The sequence below is a fragment of the Flavobacterium sp. MMLR14_040 genome, assembly GCF_033657265.1.
In the GTDB taxonomy this organism is placed as follows: Bacteria; Bacteroidota; Bacteroidia; order Flavobacteriales; family Flavobacteriaceae; genus Flavobacterium.
Map to the genome: position 1 here is coordinate 122,122 of NZ_JAWVWO010000008.1, position 15,492 is coordinate 137,613.

At 32.9% G+C, this 15,492-nt stretch carries 13 protein-coding genes; 10 read left to right on the forward strand and 3 right to left on the reverse strand.

What is annotated here, in order from left to right; genetic code table 11:
- The first annotated feature begins 48 nt into the window (after positions 1-48).
- The 7 genes from SD960_RS12645 (at position 49) to SD960_RS12675 (ending at position 7,469) form a co-directional block, all read left to right on the forward strand.
- On the forward strand, positions 49-1,170 hold the full coding sequence (locus tag SD960_RS12645; protein ID WP_318803577.1) for an N-acetylmuramoyl-L-alanine amidase: 1,122 nt from the start codon (positions 49-51) through the stop codon (positions 1,168-1,170).
- 51 nt (positions 1,171-1,221) lie between these two features.
- Positions 1,222-2,187 (forward strand): MlaD family protein, encoded by a 966-nt coding sequence (locus SD960_RS12650; protein WP_318803579.1) that lies wholly within the window; start codon positions 1,222-1,224, stop codon positions 2,185-2,187.
- Positions 2,188-2,203: 16 nt separating this feature from the next.
- Positions 2,204-3,535, forward strand: a complete 1,332-nt coding sequence (locus SD960_RS12655) for a (Fe-S)-binding protein (RefSeq protein ID WP_318803581.1) — start codon at positions 2,204-2,206, stop codon at positions 3,533-3,535.
- Between the two features lie 137 nt (positions 3,536-3,672).
- Positions 3,673-4,464, forward strand: coding sequence for a (Fe-S)-binding protein (locus tag SD960_RS12660; protein ID WP_318803583.1), 792 nt, complete (start codon positions 3,673-3,675; stop codon positions 4,462-4,464).
- A gap of 92 nt (positions 4,465-4,556) precedes the next feature.
- Entirely contained in the window at positions 4,557-5,039 is a 483-nt protein-coding gene (locus tag SD960_RS12665) for a hypothetical protein (RefSeq protein WP_042565048.1), read from the forward strand.
- An 845-nt stretch (positions 5,040-5,884) separates the two neighbouring features.
- Positions 5,885-7,030 (forward strand): N-acetyl-alpha-D-glucosaminyl L-malate synthase BshA, encoded by a 1,146-nt coding sequence (gene bshA / locus SD960_RS12670; protein ID WP_318803586.1) that lies wholly within the window; start codon positions 5,885-5,887, stop codon positions 7,028-7,030.
- Positions 7,031-7,046: 16 nt separating this feature from the next.
- A complete protein-coding gene (locus tag SD960_RS12675) occupies positions 7,047-7,469 on the forward strand; it encodes a protease complex subunit PrcB family protein (protein ID WP_318803587.1) in 423 nt (140 codons plus the stop codon).
- A 153-nt stretch (positions 7,470-7,622) separates the two neighbouring features.
- Here the strand turns inward: SD960_RS12675 and SD960_RS12680 are convergent, their stop codons facing one another.
- Together SD960_RS12680 and SD960_RS12685 are read right to left on the reverse strand one after the other, a co-directional pair.
- Complete coding sequence (locus tag SD960_RS12680; protein WP_318803590.1) at positions 7,623-8,120, reverse strand: hypothetical protein; 498 nt, start codon at positions 8,118-8,120, stop codon at positions 7,623-7,625.
- A gap of 157 nt (positions 8,121-8,277) precedes the next feature.
- On the reverse strand, positions 8,278-9,102 hold the full coding sequence (locus SD960_RS12685) for a UDP-2,3-diacylglucosamine diphosphatase (protein ID WP_318803592.1): 825 nt from the start codon (positions 9,100-9,102) through the stop codon (positions 8,278-8,280).
- A gap of 188 nt (positions 9,103-9,290) precedes the next feature.
- On the opposite strand from SD960_RS12685, the gene aroC reads away from it, so the two are divergent.
- The 3 genes from aroC (at position 9,291) to SD960_RS12700 (ending at position 14,000) form a co-directional block, all read left to right on the forward strand.
- Positions 9,291-10,349 (forward strand): chorismate synthase, encoded by a 1,059-nt coding sequence (gene aroC / locus SD960_RS12690; RefSeq protein ID WP_302096858.1) that lies wholly within the window; start codon positions 9,291-9,293, stop codon positions 10,347-10,349.
- 51 nt (positions 10,350-10,400) lie between these two features.
- Positions 10,401-11,681: a dicarboxylate/amino acid:cation symporter gene (locus SD960_RS12695; protein ID WP_318803594.1), complete on the forward strand. Its 1,281-nt coding sequence runs from the start codon at positions 10,401-10,403 to the stop codon at positions 11,679-11,681.
- Positions 11,682-11,810: 129 nt separating this feature from the next.
- Positions 11,811-14,000, forward strand: coding sequence for a response regulator (locus tag SD960_RS12700; protein ID WP_318803597.1), 2,190 nt, complete (start codon positions 11,811-11,813; stop codon positions 13,998-14,000).
- A 130-nt stretch (positions 14,001-14,130) separates the two neighbouring features.
- Here SD960_RS12700 and SD960_RS12705 read toward each other — a convergent pair whose 3' ends face one another.
- Entirely contained in the window at positions 14,131-15,381 is a 1,251-nt protein-coding gene (locus tag SD960_RS12705) for a DEAD/DEAH box helicase (protein WP_318803599.1), read from the reverse strand.
- Positions 15,382-15,492 lie beyond the last annotated feature (111 nt).

Genomic DNA, 15,492 nt, shown 5'->3' on the forward strand with positions numbered 1-15,492 from the left:
TGTAAAAATTATAGCTGTTGCATTTTATTAAAATTAACTTTTAGATTTATGAACATATTTAACAAAACTAGACTAATCTTTAGTTTTTTTCTAACGATAACAACTTTTTGCGCTTACAGTCAAACAAATGTATTTAAAGTAACTCTTGATGCAGGACACGGTGATCATGATTTTGGTGCCGTTTATAGTGGAAGGATCGAAAAGAATATTGCGCTGGCTATTGTGTTAAAAGTTGGAAAATTACTGGAAGCTAGTCCTAATATCGATGTTATTTATACTCGTAAGACTGATGTTTTTATCGATCTTGTGGAAAGAGCCAATATTGCCAATCGTGCAAATTCGAATATTTTTGTCTCTATTCACTGTAATGCAAATAAAAATACGGCTGCAGACGGGACCGAAACTTATGTAATGGGTTTGAGTAAAGTTGCGTCGAATCTTGAAGCTGCGAAAAAAGAGAACTCGGTAATTACATTAGAAAAAGATTATAAACGTAAATATGAAGGTTTCGATCCTAATTCTCCTGAATCAATGATCGGAATGACTTTAATGCAGGAAGAATATCTGGACAATAGTATTTCATTAGCCAGTAAAATTGAAGATAATTTTGACAGATTAGGAAAAAAATTACGTCAGGGCGGAGTAAAGCAAGCTCCGTTTATGGTACTTCATAAAGCGTATATGCCAAGAGTATTGGTAGAAACAGGATTTGTTTCTAATCCTACAGAAGGAAATATTTTAAATTCTGAAGAAGGGCAGGATGATATTGCTAAAGCTATTGCAGAGGCAATTATAAGTTATAAAAGGGAGTATTTCGGTAATGGAGTTCCAGAAGCTGATACAAGACCGGTAAAAGATACTTCGACAGCAAAACCTAAAGCTGTTGAAACTCCTACAGTAGTTAAAAATGCTCCAAAAGGTACTATCTTTAAAGTACAGCTTATAGCGAGCATTAAAAAGACTCCATTAGAACCTAAAAACTTTAAAGGGCTTAAAAATGTAACGATGTTATTTGAAAACAATATATATAAGTATTTTTATCAGGAAACCTCAGATTACGAAACTGCAAAGAAATATCTGCAAGAGGCTAAAGGTAAAGGGTATGGGGCGGCTTTTTTAATTGCTTACAAAGATGGAGAAAAAATCAGTATTCAGGACGCAACTAAATAATAGCAACAAGTTCGAATATTTATATTAATTTTGTACTAAACACTTAGAATTTTGAAAATAACAAGAGAGATTAAAACGGCCATATTAGTTATCGCGTCAATTTTATTATTTATTTGGGGCTATAGTTTTTTAAAAGGCAAAGACCTTTTTACAAATTACCAAACATTATATGTTGAATATGATAATGTTGAAGATTTACCACAATCTGCACCCGTGACTTTAAACGGACTTGGGATTGGTAAAGTAAGTAAAATTACAATCAATGAAACTACAGGGAAATTATTAGTAGAACTTCAGTTAAAAACTGATTTTCCAATTTCTAAAACGAGTAAAGCTGCATTATATTCTCCAAGTTTAATTGGAGGAAAACAAATCAAAATTATTCCTAATCTTGCAGATAAAGATCCTGCAGTTGATGGACAAAATTTAGAAGCTGCAGTAGAATTAGGATTAACAGAATCTTTAGGAGGTAAAATTGAGCCAATTCAGGCAAAATTAAATTTAATGCTTGAGAACATTAATACACTGGTTGTAGGATTGAATAATGTTCTGGATAAAAAAGGGCAGGAAGATCTTAAAAAATCTTTGTCAGAACTGAGCGAGACTATGGAACAATTTCATAGAGCTTCAGGAAGTTTAAATTCTATTTTAGATACAAACAAAGGTCAGATTAACGGAGTTGTGACAAATTTCAATAAAATGTCAAGTAACTTCAATAAAATATCAGATTCTTTAAACAAAGCAGATTTAGGTAAAACAGTGAGAAACCTAAACCAGACTTTGGCTAAAGTTGACGGAATTATGAGTAACCTAAACTCAGGAAAAGGTACAGCAGGTAAATTATTAAACGATGATGCTTTGTATAATAACCTTTCTAAAACTTCAAAAGAATTAGAATTGTTATTGCAGGATGTTCGCCTTTACCCAACACGTTATGTGAACGTTTCTCTTTTTGGAAAGAAGAACAAACCATACGTTGCGCCTGCAGATGATGCAAAAACGACTGACAAAAAATAATTAAGAATAATAAAGAATGAGTTATTTAGACAATATTTTATTCGCTATACTTCTGATAGCTGGTTTTGGTTTTTTTGCGACGAGTGTAAAAAAAATTATCCGAAACATTAATTTAGGAGGTGATGTAGATCGAAAAGACAATCCGAAGGCGCGTTGGGCAAACATGGCTTTGATTGCGCTTGGACAATCTAAAATGGTGAAACGTCCGGTAGCGGGTGTATTACATATTGTTGTTTATCTGGGTTTTATTATTATTAATATCGAATTACTGGAAATCATCATTGATGGATTAATTGGAACTCATAGAGTTTTTGCTCCTTTTTTAGGTGTAGTTTATGATGTTTTAATTGCTTCTTTTGAGATATTGGCTTTCCTTGTCATTTTTGCAGTAACAGTTTTTTGGATAAGAAGAAACCTGATCCGATTAAAACGTTTTATACATTCAGATTTAAAAGGATTCCCTAAAAGTGATGCAAATTACATTTTGTATTTTGAAACAGTTTTAATGATTTTGTTTTTATTGATGAACGCATCTGATTATCATTTACAAAATGTACCGGGTGGAGTTTTTCATAAAGCGGGAAGTTTTCCGGTAAGTCAATTCATTGCGCCTATTTTTAATGGAATGTCCAATGAATTGGTGGTAATTTTATTTGAAGTATTTTGGTGGCTGCACATTGCAGGTATTTTAGTTTTTATGAACTATTTATACTTCTCCAAACACTTACATATTCTCTTAGCATTCCCAAATACTTATTTTGCAGATTTAAACCCGAAAGGGAAATTTGATAATTTAGAGTCAGTTACAAAAGAGGTGAAATTAATGATGGATCCTAATGCTGACCCGTTTGCTGCAGCTCCGGTTGATGAAAATGCAGCTCCAAGTAAATTTGGTGCAAGTGATGTTCAGGATTTAAACTGGGTACAGTTATTAAACGCTTACACTTGTACCGAATGTGGACGTTGTACATCTGCATGTCCGGCAAATCAAACGGGTAAAAAATTGTCTCCTCGTAAAATTATGATGGATACAAGAGACCGTTTGCAGGAAGTAGGAAAAAATATAGATGCCAATAAAGGTGTTTTTGTTCCTGATAATAAAACATTATTAAACGATTATATTACTCCTGAAGAGTTATGGGCATGTACTTCATGCAATGCCTGCGTTGAAGAATGTCCGGTAAATATCAGTCCGTTATCTATTATTATGGATATGCGTCGTTATTTGGTGATGGAACAAAGTGCTGCGCCAATGTCATTGAATGCGATGATGACCAATGTAGAAAACAATGGTGCACCATGGCAATACAGCCAGCAAGACCGCTTGAACTGGAAAAACGAAAATTAAAATTATACTTTTAATTGTTGAATCGGTTATTGTGTAACTGTTTAATAATTAGATAAAATAAATTTCGGTTTATTATGAATTTGGTTTTTAAATCGATTAACCAAATTAACGATTAGCCGATTAAACAAAAAAAAAAGATGTCAGAAAGTTTAATAGTACCAACAATGGCAGAAATGCTTGCCGAAGGAAAACAGCCAGAAGTTTTGTTTTGGGTGGGTTGTGCAGGAAGTTTTGATGATAGAGCAAAAAAAATTACAAAAGCATTTGTACGTATTTTAAATCGTACAAACGTTTCTTTTGCTGTACTTGGTACTGAAGAAAGCTGTACTGGAGATCCGGCAAAAAGAGCAGGAAATGAGTTTTTGTTTCAAATGCAGGCTATGATGAACATTGAAGTTCTAAATGCTTATGAAGCTAAAAAAATTGTTACAGCTTGTCCGCATTGTTTTAATACTTTAAAGAATGAATATCCTGAATTAGGAGGTCAATACGAAGTAATTCACCATACAGAATTTTTAAAGTCATTAATTGATGATGGAAGATTAACTGTTGAAGGCGGACAGTTTAAAGGAAAAAAAATCACTTTTCACGATCCTTGTTATTTAGGAAGAGCGAATAAAGTATACGAAGCGCCAAGAGATTTAATTCAGAAACTGGATGTTGCATTAGTCGAAATGAAACGCTCAAAAGCAAACGGATTATGTTGTGGAGCCGGTGGAGCACAAATGTTTAAAGATGCAGAACCAGGAAACAAGGAAGTAAACGTATTGCGTACCGAAGATGCTTTAGAAGTACAACCGGATATTATTGCCGCAGGTTGCCCGTTCTGTAATACAATGTTAACCGATGGTATTAAACATAAGGAAAAAGAAGGACAAGTGAAAGTAATGGATATTGCAGAGTTAATTGCTAATGCGCAGGATTTGTAATCAGAGGTTCAAAGCTACAAAGGTTCAGAGTGACAAAGGTTTTTAACTTGAAACCTGAAACTTGAAACAAAAAAACTAAAATTTAATTAAAAATGTATATACCTTTTGAAAATTTACCTGGTGAATCCAGAATCTGGATTTATCAATCAAACAGAAAATTTTCTGAGGAAGAATTTTCTGAAATAGAAACTGATCTAAAAGCTTTTGTAGAGGAATGGGCCGCACACGGAACAAGTCTGGAAGCTTCATATCTTTTAAAATACAACCGATTTATTATATTGGCTGTAAATCAGGATGTACAAGCTGCTACAGGTTGTTCTATTGATAGTTCTGTTGAATTTATTCAAAGTTTAGAGAAAAAATACAACGTTGATTTATTGGATAAAATGAACGTAACTTTTAAACTGGGTGAACATATCGCTCACAAACCTTTAATCGATTTTAAGAAAATGGTTAAAGATAAATCAGTTTCTGAGAATACGATTGTGTTTAATAATCTTGTAAATAATATAGAAGAATTTAATGAATCCTGGGAAGTTCCTGCCGCTGATAGCTGGCATAGCAGGTTTTTCTAAGATGAATTTAAAATATATTTGAAAGGCATGAAACTTTGGTTTTGTGCCTTTTTTTTGGGTAGATTATTTTGTTTTGTTTCAGATTTGAGGTTCGTTCAGTTTGTGATTTCGACAGATGATAAATTACAGAACATATTCCGAAATCAAAATTGCCAATCTTTGGCGAGCTTCTTGCGGAGATTTCTCGTTCCTCGAAATGACAGAAATGGGGTTACTATTCGATTATCTGTTGTAAAGTTTTCAATTTTATAATAAATACTCCTCTAGGAGTTACATATTGGTAGAAAATTAAATTCCCACACAGTAATATTGTCCCGTAGGGACTACATATAATCACCAATATTTGTAGGGTTTCGCAATGTTTATTGTTTATAATGAGAAATTGTGGAAATCTTTGTCAAAGTTTAAAACTTTGACAAAGATACATAGCGGCAAACCCGACAGGTTTTTGAAACCTGTCGTATTTATTAAACACAACACAAGGAAGTTCTTATAAAAACAAAAACCTCTAATTTAGCCCCGATGGGAGCGATATCCTTTTATGGCGGTGTTCGCCATAAAAGATATAGCGGACAGCGGGACAAGTGGTTCTTTGAAAACAATTTTTCTGCTCCTGATAAAAATTATGGATTATAAGTTATGAATTATAAGTTATAAGTTATGAGTTTTAGGTTGTGTAAGAAATCTTTAGACTTCGTTTAAAAGACATTTCTTATTTTAATTTGTACCTGAAGAATTCTAACTATTTAATAATGTGATAAATCTATAATTCACAAAAATCTAACAATTGAAATACTTAATTAAAAGCTATTTTTGAGTACTTTCGTAGTTATTAAATTTAATACATGAAAATAGCTATAGTTTGTTATCCGACATTTGGCGGTAGTGGGGTTGTAGCCACAGAATTGGGCCTTGAACTAGCCAGACGCGGACACGAAATCCATTTTATTACTTATAGTCAGCCGGTTCGGTTGGCACTTTTAAATCCTAATGTTCATTATCACGAAGTAAACGTTCCCGAATATCCTCTTTTTCATTATCAGCCGTATGAGTTGGCTTTATCGAGCAAATTGGTTGATATGGTGAAATTATATAAGATTGAATTGCTACATGTACATTATGCTATTCCACATGCGTATGCAGGTTATATGGCAAAGCAAATGTTGAAAAACGAAGGAATTAATCTTCCTATGATTACAACGCTTCACGGTACAGATATTACATTGGTAGGAAATCACCCTTTTTATAAACCTGCGGTGACTTTTAGCATTAATAAATCAGATTATGTTACTTCGGTTTCCCAGAGTTTGAAAGATGATACTTTGAAATTATTCAAAATCAAGAATAAAATAAAAGTGATTCCAAATTTTATCGAACTGGATAAAGTTAAAAAAGATCCGTTGGCGCCTTGTCATCGTTCTGTTATGGCAAAGGAAAATGAGCGCATTATAACGCATATCAGTAACTTTAGAAAAGTAAAACGTATTCCGGATATTATTAAAATTTTCTACAATATTCAGAAAGAGATGCCGGCTAAATTAATGATGGTTGGTGATGGCCCTGAAAAAGAAAAAGCAGAAGCTTTGTGTATGGAATTGGGGATTTATGAAAAGGTAATTTTCTTTGGTAACAGTAATGAAATTGATAAAATTTTACTTTTAACCGATTTGTTTTTACTTCCATCAGAAACAGAAAGTTTTGGTTTGGCAGCCTTGGAAGCAATGGCATGCGGCGTTCCGGTAATTTCGAGTAATTCAGGAGGTTTACCTGAAGTAAATTTTGAAGGCTACTCCGGTTATTTAAGCAATGTTGGAGATGTTGATGAAATGGCTGCAAACGCTATTAAAATCTTAAAAGACGATACTGTTTTGAATGAATTTAAAGCAAATGCCTTAGAGGTTGCGAAAAAATTTGACATTAAAAATATATTGCCAAAATATGAAGCGTTGTATCAAAGAGCAATTGATGATTATAAATATGAAAAACAATAACTAAAAAAATAAACAGATGAAAAAAGTTATTTCGGTTTTAGCGCTTTTTGTTTTAATTTCCTGCGGAGCAAAAAAAGGATCAGATTCAAAAGCACTTTATGAAGTTTTAACAGAACAGTCTGATGGTGGCGGAAATATTAAGTTTTTTGAAATCTTAACAGAGCCAAATGAAATTAAAATGCTTGAGAATGACCCGCTTTTGGCTTCTAAAATGAAACAGGCCGATATAAATAATTCTAATTATGTTATTCTGAATATGGGAGAAAAAAACACTGGCGGTTATTCAATTAGTGTTGAAAAAGTAGAAGAAACGGATAAAAATATCATTATTACAGTGAAAGAAAAAGGTCCGGCTGCAGACGCTATGACGATGCAGGTAATTACTTATCCTTATACAGTAGTGAGAGTTCACTCTAAGAAAGAAATTATAGTTAAATAATTTTGTTCATGTTTCAAATTGTTCGGTCTGGCAGCAATTAGCATAACCTGAAACAAAACAAACCTGAAACGTGAAACAAAAATTATAGCATAAAAAAAACCTGTCGCTTAGAACGACAGGTTTCTTCTTACAATTATTTTTTGCTTTAATATTTTAGAATCTGAATTTAACTCCTAAACCGACATCAAATCCAAAATTGTCGTCGTCATAATATCCAGAACCAATTTCAGGTCTTGCATCTAACGATAATGTGATTGGCACTTCAGAAAATCTATATTCTATACCAATATCTCCCGCTGCAAAAACATAAGTTCCGCTATCATTATATCTACCGTTGTCGTAGTAATAATCATGATCCCAAGCGGCAACACCTCCACCGACACCTGCGTACCAGTTAAAACCTCCATCGATATTCCAAACCCATTGATAAAGTGCAACAGCCTTAATAGCATCTACATCGCTGCTGTTTCTCCAGCCTAAATCAAATTCAAGCCTGTTCTTTTGGTTTAATCCCAATTGATATGATACTTCGCCTCCAAAACCGTTGTTGTCGCCCAGACGCAATCCCAGTGCATGTTTTGAAATTTCTTGTGATTGAGCTGTAAACACTAAACCCAACAGCATAAAGGCAGATAAAATGATTTTTTTCATGATTGTTATTAATTTTTATTCAAACTTACAATTACTGTAAAAGTCAAAACGTATAAAATTCTATAAAATTGTTATATAATTTACATTTTGACTTATTTGCAAGTGTGTTTAAAAATCAATTTGCTCTTTAAGTTCTAAGCAGTTTATTATCTAGGCGTTATTTTTGTTTTAGTATAGAAGTGATTAAATGGTTGCTTAATATGTCTTCCATTTCAAATAGATTTTCTTCTTCTGTGAAGTTAGTTTGAGAATAGGAGAATAGTTTCCAGCGTTTTTTATGGTATTCTAAAGCTGTTAAATTCTCGACCCAATCTCCTGAATTTAAATATAATGTTGAACCGTATTTGTTTTCTTTTTTGATAATTTTAGGTTCATGGATATGTCCGCAAATTACATAATCGTAGTTTTTTTCGATAGCTAAATCTGTAGCGGTAGTTTCAAAATCAGAAATGAATTTAACGGCTTTTTTTACGCTTGCTTTTATTTTTTTGGAAAATGAATAAGGTTCGCGGCCCAGTTTAGATAATATCCAATTGATAAAACGGTTCGTAAGAATTAGATAATCATAACCTAAACCACCCAATTTTGCAATCCATTTTGAATGTTGTACAGAAGCATCAAAAACATCTCCGTGAAATATCCATGCTTTTTTATCGTCTAATTCTAAAACTAATTTATCGACAAGAGCAAAATTACCCATATTCATATCTGTAAATTTTCTCAGAATTTCGTCGTGGTTTCCGGTAATGTAATACACTTTTGTGCCTTTGGAAGCCATTCCGATTACTTTTTGAATAACTCTTAAATGAGCTTTTGGAAAGTATGATTTTCTAAATTGCCAGGCATCAATTATATCGCCATTTAAGACTAATGTTTTGGGTTTTATGCTTGATAGATAGTTGTTTAGTTCTTTGGCGTGGCTACCGTAAGTTCCTAAATGGACATCTGACAGAATGACCAACTCGACATTTCTCTTTTTCAATTTTTCTTATTTTGAAGTTTAACAAATAAAAGAATCTAAGGCGAGATTTATTTTATCAAAAGGTTACCAATTTGGCCACAATTTTAATAAATTGTGATTTTTAAACAACTTAACCTTTATTTAATAATACCAATTTTAAATTTTTTAATTTAATTCATAAAACTTACATTTGCTCAAAACAAATTACAATGGCAGGAAATAGCTACGGCACACTATATAAAGTAACCACATTTGGAGAATCACACGGAGAAGCTTTAGGCGGAATTATAGACGGTTGTCCGTCGGGAATACAACTTGACTTAGAAGCGATTGAAGTTGAAATGTCACGCAGAAAACCGGGACAATCTGCAATCGTAACCCAACGTAAAGAACCGGATGCGGTTCAGTTTTTATCAGGAATATTTGAAGGAAAAACTACGGGAACTCCAATAGGTTTTATTATTCCGAATACCAATCAAAAATCAGACGATTACTCTCATATAAAAGACAATTACAGACCAAGTCATGCAGACTACGTGTACGATCAAAAGTATGGTTTTCGTGATTATCGCGGTGGCGGAAGAAGCTCAGCCAGAGAAACAGCAAGCAGGGTAGTTGCAGGTGCAATTGCTAAGCAAATGTTACCCGAAATTAAAATTAATGCTTACGTTTCTTCTGTTGGACCTATTCATTTAGATACACCTTATCAGGAATTGGATTTTTCGAAAATAGAAAGTAACCCTGTTCGTTGTCCTGACGAAAAATCGGCAGCGATTATGGAAGAATATATTCGTGATATTCGCAAACAGGGAGATACTGTTGGCGGAGTTGTTTCTTGCGTGATTCAAAATGTTCCGGTTGGTTTAGGCGAACCTGTTTTTGATAAACTTCATGCTGAATTAGGAAAGGCAATGCTTTCTATAAATGCCGTAAAAGGTTTTGAATATGGAAGCGGATTTTCTGGTTCTGAAATGAAAGGAAGCGAGCATAACGATTTATACAATCCTGACGGGACTACAAAAACAAATCTTTCGGGAGGAATTCAGGGTGGAATAAGCAACGGAATGGATATTTATTTCAGAGTAGCTTTTAAACCAGTTGCTACTATCATGCAAACTCAGGATTCACTTGATAATAAAGGAAATATCACGCCAATGACCGGTAAAGGCCGTCATGATCCGTGTGTTGTGCCTCGCGCAGTGCCTATTGTTGAAGCAATGGCAGCGATTGTTTTGGCTGATTTTTACTTAATCAACAAAACATATTAATAAAAATTAAGACAGTGAGGGTCTTAATGTTTTAATCTAAAAAACAATTTAATGCAAGTTACAGAAACCAAAAAAAAATCATTTTTTTCAGGATTAACAGGTCAAATTATAATTGCAATGATTCTTGGGGCTATCCTCGGAATTATATTGCACAACTCGATTTCATCTGAGGCAGCACAATCATTTAGCAGTAAAATAAAAATGTTAGCAACCATTTTTATTCGATTGGTACAAATGATTATTTCGCCTTTGGTATTTACTACTTTAGTAGTTGGTATTGCCAAACTGGGAGATATAAAAACAGTTGGAAGGGTTGGAGGAAAAGCATTAGCATGGTTTTTTACTGCTTCGTTTATATCGTTATTAATCGGGTTATTTTATGTAAATGTTTTAGAACCGGGAGTTGGTATAAAATTAGAACATATCGATATGGCTTCTGCTTCAGAAGTAACCGGTAAAACAAAAACGTTATCTTTTGATAATTTCGTAGAGCACATTGTTCCCAAAAGTATTTTTGAAGCTTTGGCAACAAACGAAATCTTGCAGATTGTAATATTTTCTATCTTTTTTGGATTAGCCGCTGCATCCTTAGGAAATACTGTAAAGCCGGTTATAAATGCTTTGGATAAAGTTTCGCATATTGTTTTAAAAATGGTAAATTATGTAATGAACTTTGCTCCAATTGGGGTTTTTGGTGCCATTGCAGGAGTTTTTGCCATTAGAGATACAGAAGAATTAGTGATTACGTACTTTAAATTTTTCGGATCATTTTTAATAGGTATAAGTACTTTATGGGCTGTTTTAATTGCTGTGGGTTATATTTTCCTAAAAGGAAGAATGACCGAATTATTAAAACGTATTATTGGTCCGTTGGCAATTGCCTTTGGAACAACAAGCAGTGAAGCTGTTTTTCCAAAATTAACAGAAGAATTAGAAGATTTTGGGGTAAAAGACAGAATTGTATCTTTTATGTTACCGCTTGGATATTCATTTAATCTGGATGGAAGTATGATGTACATGACTTTTGCCAGTATTTTTATTGCGCAATTTTATGGTGTTCATTTAGATCTGGGAACTCAAATGGTAATGCTTTTGGTTTTAATGTTAACCAGTAAAGGTATTGCAGGAGTGCCAAGAGCGAGTTTGGTGGTAGTAGCAGCAACTTGCGGCATGTTTGATATTCCTATTGAAGGAATTGCTTTAATATTGCCAATTGATCACTTTTGTGATATGTTTAGAAGTGCAACTAACGTTTTAGGAAATGCTTTGGCAACTTCAGTTGTGGGACAATGGGAAAGCGATAAAGAATCTGAAATTGTTTCTGAAAACTAAAATTTTCTTCATGAGAAAAACGTTGTAGTTTTCTTTAGAATATTTAAAATATCAAAAAAGCTGTATTTTTATATTAAATACAGCTTTTTTTTATTTTTAAACGTATATTTGGATGAAATTAGCCTATTTATGCCCCAAATACGCATTTTTTTAACCCTACTTTTAATTCTAAATTGTGCTGACAATTTGGCGATTGCACAATCTGAAATTATTTCTGAAGAAAAGATAAACAAGCTTGTAAAACAGGCATGGTTTGATTATAAAGATTCCAATTTCGAAAAATCATTAATTACTTCCCGCGTAGCCTTAAATTATGCAACAGCTCTAAAAAATGACTACTTAATAGCGCGCTCTTATAAAATCATTGCAGGAAATTATAGCGAATTATCCGAGTTTGACAAGGCTATTTTTTTCTATAACAAAAGTTTGTTTTATGCTAATAAAACCAATAACGATTCTATAAAATACAGTCTTTACAATAACTTAGGCAATATATATTGTTTTGAGAGAAAACAATTTGATAAAGGGATTCGGTATTATAAAAAATCAATTGCATATGGTTTAAAAATCAATGATTTGAATCAGGTGTATTTTACAAACGTAAATATTGCCTGGGCAAATTTTGATTACGGTAATTTTAAAGAAGGATATCCGTATTTGAAATATATCGACAATAATAAAAAAAAATACGGCGACAAATCTACAGATGTGGTTGTAAATATGCTTAACGGCATGTATTCCAGTTATAAGGAAGATAATGATAATGCAAATGCATACTTTTTAAAAGCGATTGAAGCAGGTAAAAACAGTGTAGAAAAATCAGATTTATCCTATAGTCATTTGGAATATTCTAAGTTTTTAACGAAAATTGGAAAATACAAGGAAGCTTATGAAAATCTTTCTGCTTTTAATAAAATTACCGAAGAATTATATAATGAAGAGAAACTAAAAAAAGCTTCTATTGCCGGATTTAATCTCGAATTAGACGAATACAAAAGACAGATTGATAAAATTGAAAATGAAAAAATATCACAATATCAGAGTCTGAAAAAATCCAGACTTATTGTTGTTTTATTTATTGTAATTTCTTTCATTCTTCTTCTGTTAATTATTACGCTGATCAAGAATATCCGATACAAGAAAAAACACAATTTAGAGCTTTTGCAAGCCAAAGAAATTGCTGAAGAAGCATCTTTACTTAAAACACAATTTATTTCTACTATAAGCCACGAATTGCGTACACCTTTGTATGGAGTTGTGGGAATTACAAACATGTTATTAGAAGAACATAAAGAATTATCAAACAGTCAGCATTTGAGTTCCTTAAAATTCTCTGCCAGATATTTATTATCGTTGGTAAATGATATTCTTCAAATTAATAAAATAGAAGAAAATAAAGTCGTTCTGGAAAACCTGACATTTAATATTTGTGATGAAATTGCAATGATTAAAAACTCACTTTCGTTTTTGTCACAAAAAAACAATAATAAAATTTCAGTCAGCATTGACCGGGATATTCCTGAATATTTAATTGGAGATAAACTACGACTGGCTCAAATACTGATGAATTTAGTTAGTAATGCTTTGAAATTTACTAAAGATGGAGAAGTTGAAATTATCGTAAACCTTAAAAAGACAGAAGGAAAATACCATTATTTAGAATTTCATATAAAAGATAATGGAGTAGGAATAGCAATTGCTGATCAGGGCAAGATTTTTGAAAAATTTGTTCAGGTTGGAAGAAAAGACGAAGATTATCAAGGGACAGGATTGGGTCTAAGTATTGTAAAAAGATTATTGGGACTTTTTGGAACAACGATACTTTTGCAAAGTGATATAGGTGAAGGAACCTCTTTTTCGTTCACCATTCCTTTTGAATGTAATCCGGCAAAAACAAAGGATATTATTGATGAAATTCAGGTCGATTTAACTTCTGATGAAATATATAAAATTTTAGTTGTCGAAGATAATCTGATCAATCAATTGGTGACCAGAAAAATTATTGAAAAGAACAATTATATATGCAAAGTGGTTGATGATGGTTTTGGCGCCTTGCAAATACTCGAAAACGAAGATTTTGATCTTATTTTGATGGACATAAACATGCCATTAATGAATGGATTTGAAACCACAAAAAGGATCCGCCAATTAGGTATCAAGACTCCTATTGTTGCCTTAACGGCTTTTGATAAAGATGAAATTACAGATGAAGCAATATCATCGGGCATGAACGATATTATCATAAAACCTTTTGAGCCTGTAAAACTCTTTAAGATTATGAATTACTTAATCTACGAAACAAAAAACGTTGGATGTTAGTCCAACGTTTTTTGTATAATAAGATTACTTTTAAACACGAATTTCACGAATTTTCACTAATTCTAATAGTTAAATTAGCTTGTGAAATTAATTACACAAACTAAAATTTGTGAAATCCGTGTTTGATTTATTAGTACCAGCGCTTTTTATTTTGTTTGGAAGCGTTTGATTTTCTCGATTTATGAGCGCCGCCACTGCGGTTTGAGTTTTTAGGTTTCTCAGCAGTTGCTTCAGGGCTTCCTGCATGCCATTGATAAGGATGATCTGTAATTGTTTTTACATCCACTTTTATCAATTTCTGAATGTCTTTCCAATAAGGATGTTCATCTTTACTGCAAAATGAAATGGCAATTCCACCATTTCCTGCACGTCCTGTTCTACCAATTCGGTGTACGTAAGTTTCAGGAATATTCGGCAAATCAAAATTAATTACAAAAGGCAATTGATCAATATCAATTCCTCTTGCGGCGATATCTGTAGCAACAAGAACACCAACTTCTTTATTTTTAAAAGCATCCAAAACACGTTGTCTTGCATTTTGCGACTTATCACCGTGAATTGCTTCGGCCGGAATATCTTTTTTACGCAATGCTTTTACAACATTATCAGCTCCGTGTTTGGTTCTCGAAAAAACCAAAACATTCGATAAGTTTTCGTTTTTTATTAAATGATAAAGTAAATTTCTTTTCTCTGTTTTTTCAACAAAATACACACGTTGCTCTACGTTTTCTGCAGTTGATGAAACGGGTGAAACTTCTACTTTTGCAGGATCCTGCAAAAACATTTCGGCCAATTCTCTAATTGCGATAGGCATTGTAGCCGAGAATAATAAAGTCTGACGGTTTTTAGGTGTTAGTTTTACAATCTTTTTTACATCATTAATAAAACCCATATCAAGCATTTGATCGGCTTCATCCAAAACTAAAGTATGCAAATGATCAAGATCAAGAAAACCTTGTTTTTGTAAATCTAATAATCGTCCCGGAGTTGCGACCAAAATATCAATACCTTTTTTCAAAGTATCAACTTGCGGGTTTTGAGAAACGCCGCCAAAAATAGTCAATTGCGTCAGGTTGGTATATTTTGCATAAGTGTCAAAACTTTGCCCAATCTGTACGGCAAGTTCACGCGTTGGAGTAACTATAAGGGCGCGAATTTGTTTGGCCTTTTTTGATGAACCTACAATTCGGTGTAATTGGTGTATGATTGGAATAGCAAATGCTGCTGTTTTTCCTGTTCCTGTTTGTGCACAGCCTATAAGGTCTCTTCCTGCCAAAACGATGGGAATAGATTGCTCCTGAATAGGTGTAGGGTTTAAATAGCCTTCTTCAAATACGGCTTTTTGTATACTTTTTGAAAGTGATAAATCTTCGAATAACATATCTTAGGTATTAAGAAATTTAGTTTTAAGTACTAAAAATCTGTGCAAAGATAAGTTTATTCAGCCAATGTCTGTTTGAATTGGGGTTTATTTGGCAAATGATCTAATTTT